Here is a 3,665-nt window from a genome sequence, read left to right on the forward strand (position 1 = left end):
CCCTTTGATCCCGACACCATGACCCAGCTCGACAACCTTCGCCAGCTCATGCCGGATGTCACGGACTTGTTTGTGGCGGGCTTGTGGCTGGTTAAGGATGGCCGCGCCCTCTCTCCGAGGGAGATCGACTCGTTTCGCCTCTCCAGCGCCGCCGAGTTCCGCCCCCGCGCCTTTTTTGGCGTAGACAACCAGGATCAGGTGGTAATCGGGGTTACCAAAACCCACGTCAATGCCGCCATCCTGGCCAGCCTGCTGCCCAAAACCGGGATCCGTGAGGCGGTGCTGCTGGACTCTGGCTTCAGCACCTCACTGGTCTACCAAGGGGAGATCCTCGCCACCGGCCATGCCGGCCCCAACCAGCCCAGCCGCCCTGTCCCCCACGCCATTTTGCTCTACGACCTAACCCGTCTGTGGAGGGAGGATCCCCAGCAGCAGGCAAGCGCCAACTCTCCCGGCAACCGGCTGGAGGGACTGGTGCAGTTGCTCCCCAGCGGCGACCAGGAAATGGCCAAGGCGCAGCTGGAGAGCATCCTGGCCGGCCAGCGCCTTCTAAGGCGGGGGGAGCGGGGCCCGGCCGTGGTGGCGGTGCAACTGGGCTTAAGCCGTCTGGCCGCTCAGCAGGGACGGCTGGATCTGCTCCCCTCTGGCCCTGATGGCGTATACGGCCAAGAACTGGCCCAGGCTGTGGCAGAGTTGCTGCTGGACGATACTCCCCTGGTGGCGGGAACGGCAACCCCATCCAGCGGGGGGGATGCCATCGATGCTCAACTGCTGCAACGGCTGCTGGAGCGGGTTAATCTCGCCCCAGCCTCTGTGTTGGTGGATACCCGTCTAGAGCGGCCAACTTGGCCTCTGGAGCGCAAGCCAACCCGGAAGCTGCTGCCGAGAGCGGCTCTGGAGTAGATTTAGGGGACTTCGACTTTTCTGGATCCAACTCCTTGGGGATCCAACCTTCCCTGCCATCCTAGGCCCTCGCGGAGAAAGACAGGCCTACCGGCAACAAACACGCCCATAACCCGGAAGGGCTTCTCCCGCAAGATCACCAGGTCGGCCCTCAGCCCTGGGCAAAGAGCCCCCCGATCCTGGAGGCCAACGGCCTGGGCAGGGTTGCGGCTGACCAAGGCTATGGCCTGGGGTAACTCCAAAGCCTGCTTTTCCGCCAGGGCAAAGGCAGCTCTTAGCGCGGCAGCCGGCGAGTAGTCGGTGGCCAGAGCACCTAGGGATCCCGCCTTCAGGGCTTGCAGGGCGGAGAGATTGCCCACATGGGAGGATCCCCTGAGGGCGTTGGGGGCACCCATGACCACCAGCAAGCCCAACTGTTGGGCTTCGCCAGCGGCCTCCAGCGTGACCGGGAACTCGCTAATCTTTACGCCCAGCTTGGCCATCAACTGAACCTTGTCAGAGGAATCGTCGTCATGGGAAGCCAGCGTGACTCCCCGCTCTTTTGCCTGCTGGGCCAGCTCGGCAAGGGCAGGGAGAACTTCTAGCTGGGATGGGTTCCTGAGGCTGGCGGCAACCTCCTCAGGCTGCTGGCCCAGGTGACGGGCCATATAGCGAACGTAGTCTTCTAGGGTCGGGAACTGGCCTTGGCCAGGCGTGTGATCCATAAACGAAAGGAGATCCACCCAACCTTGGCTGAGGGCGTGGCGAACGGCTGCTGCTCCCAAGGGGCGAGAGACTTCGTAGCGGGCATGGATCCGCAAGTCCAGCGACAAATGGGAACGCAGGGCAACCAATTGCTCGGCCAGGGCCAAAGCGGTCTCCGGGCTGCGCCAACCGGGCAGGCCCTCCCAAAAGGACAGGGTGACAAAAGCAGTGGTCATGCCTGCTGCCAGAGCTCGGTTTTCCCAAACCTCCAGGGCCATCTCGGCAGCCAACTGTACCCCTGGCCGCGGCTCCAGCTCCGGCTCTAGGCTGTCGGCGTGGAGATCGATGACGCCAGGGACGAGGGTTAAGCCCTGTAAAGGGATTCCTTCGTCCACCTGCCCTTCTCGAATCTCGGCAATCGACTCCCCCTCCAGCCGCAGGGATCCCAGCGGGAGCACTTGGTCAGGGAGAACCAGCTTAAGTCCGGACAGCCACATCTTGCTTCTCCTCCAGGTGGTAGGTTTTGTCCACCAAGCCCGCCACGTCTTCTGGCAAGTGGAAAACGCCAACAAGCGCAGTTCCCTGCTGCTTCAGAAGGCGAAGGCGCTCCCGCAGAGCTTTCCTGGCCCCTGCATCCAAGCTGGCCGTGGGCTCATCCAACAGCAGCAAGGGATAGGGATGAATGAGCGAGCGGGCTAGGTTGAGCTTTTGTTTTTCGCCCCCAGAGAAACCCGTGGGGAAAGCCTCCAGTAACTCGGGCTTTAGGCCCAGCTCTAGGAGCAGCTCTGCCGCCCGCTGCCGTGCTCGGCTTTCTTCTACACCTCGCCACAGCAGCGGCTCCGCCACCAGCTCCAGGGCGGTGGTGCGGGGTCGGGGATCCAGAAACTGGCTGACATAGCCGATGTACTCCCGCCGGATCCACAAGATCTCGCGATCCCCCAAACGCGCCAGATCCACCCTTCCGCGAGGAGTCTGCAGAAGGATCTGCCCCCCTGTGGGACAGTAGCTGCGATAGAGCGTCCGCAACAGGGAAGACTTGCCGGCGCCATTGGGGCCCTCTAGGAGCAGCAACTCCCCTGCTTGTAGGGAGAAGCTCACCTGTCTGAAAGCCAGAACCTCCCGTCCCAGCCGGTGCAGGAAAAACCGCTTTTCCAAATCGATAACTTGCAGCATCTCTCTACAGCCTTGCGGCAACCAAATCCTGAGTAAAGGGGTGGCGGGGATCCTCCAGCACTTGGTCGGCGAGGCCTTCTTCTACCACCTCTCCTTGGTGCAAAACCACAATGCGATCCGCCAATGCCCGTACCACTGAGAGATCGTGGCTAACCAAAATCAGACTCATCCCCAGCTGCCGCTTGAGGCGGCGTAGGGTGTCCAAGAAGGTTGCCTGCACCAGCAAATCTAAGCCAGTCGTTGGCTCGTCCAAGAGGATGGCCGTTGGCTCTTGAGCCAAGGCTTTGGCAATCTGCACCCGCTGCCGCTCCCCTCCCGAAAGGAAAGTAGGCGGATCCCCTGCCCGCGCCAGGGGGAAGTCTGCCCTCTCCAAAGCTGCCTGCGCTTCCTTTTGCAAAACTTCAAATCGCCGTTCCCCCTTGAGCACAAGGGGCTCAGCAACATTGGTTAGGGCGGCAAAGCCCATGCGCAGGGCCTGGGCAGCTTCTTGATAAACCATGGCCAAGTGACGCCGCGCCGCAGGTCGCTCATAGGGAGAAAGCGACAGCAGATTACACCCCTCCCAGCCGGGGATGTTGAGCCAGTATTCCCCTTGCGCCGTCTCCTGGAGATAGAGAATTCTCAAAAGGGTGCTCTTGCCGCTGCCAGAAGCCCCCACCACCCCCAGCACCTCCTGGGGATAGAGCTTGAGGCTGACGTTCTTGAGAGCCCAGCGATCCCCGTAGGCTTTCCAAACCTTGACCAGTTCCAGCAAAGGCCTTTCTTCAACCATGCTGCTTCTCCCCAAATAAAGGCCCACTTTCTTTGCCAGCTAGGAGTTTTTCCATATAGCCCTGGTCGGAGATCTCGTAGGCCAAGCTGCCATCCTCCTGGGGAATGGCGTTGAGAAAGACGTGGCGGCAACC

4 protein-coding genes are annotated in these 3,665 nt (G+C 61.6%); 1 reads left to right on the forward strand and 3 read right to left on the reverse strand.

The window, feature by feature from the left end:
- On the forward strand, positions 1 to 903 hold a 903-nt coding region (locus NW863_RS02650), incomplete at its 5' end, for a phosphodiester glycosidase family protein (protein WP_414364206.1).
- A gap of 2 nt (positions 904 to 905) precedes the next feature.
- Here NW863_RS02650 and NW863_RS02655 read toward each other — a convergent pair.
- The 3 genes from NW863_RS02655 to NW863_RS02665 are packed head-to-tail and all read right to left on the reverse strand — an operon-like array spanning position 906 to position 3,532.
- Complete coding sequence (locus NW863_RS02655) at positions 906 to 2,084, reverse strand: alpha-D-ribose 1-methylphosphonate 5-triphosphate diphosphatase (protein WP_414364207.1); 1,179 nt, start codon at positions 2,082 to 2,084, stop codon at positions 906 to 908.
- Positions 2,065 to 2,760, reverse strand: coding sequence for an ATP-binding cassette domain-containing protein (locus tag NW863_RS02660; protein ID WP_414364208.1), 696 nt, complete (start codon positions 2,758 to 2,760; stop codon positions 2,065 to 2,067). Before NW863_RS02660 ends, NW863_RS02655 begins: the two co-directional genes overlap by 20 nt.
- 4 nt (positions 2,761 to 2,764) lie before the next feature.
- Positions 2,765 to 3,532: an ATP-binding cassette domain-containing protein gene (locus tag NW863_RS02665; RefSeq protein ID WP_414364209.1), complete on the reverse strand. Its 768-nt coding sequence runs from the start codon at positions 3,530 to 3,532 to the stop codon at positions 2,765 to 2,767.
- Between the last annotated feature and the right edge of the window lie 133 nt (positions 3,533 to 3,665).

This window comes from Synechococcus sp. B60.1, from assembly GCF_047462555.1.
Classification (GTDB): Bacteria; Cyanobacteriota; Cyanobacteriia; order Thermostichales; family Thermostichaceae; genus Thermostichus.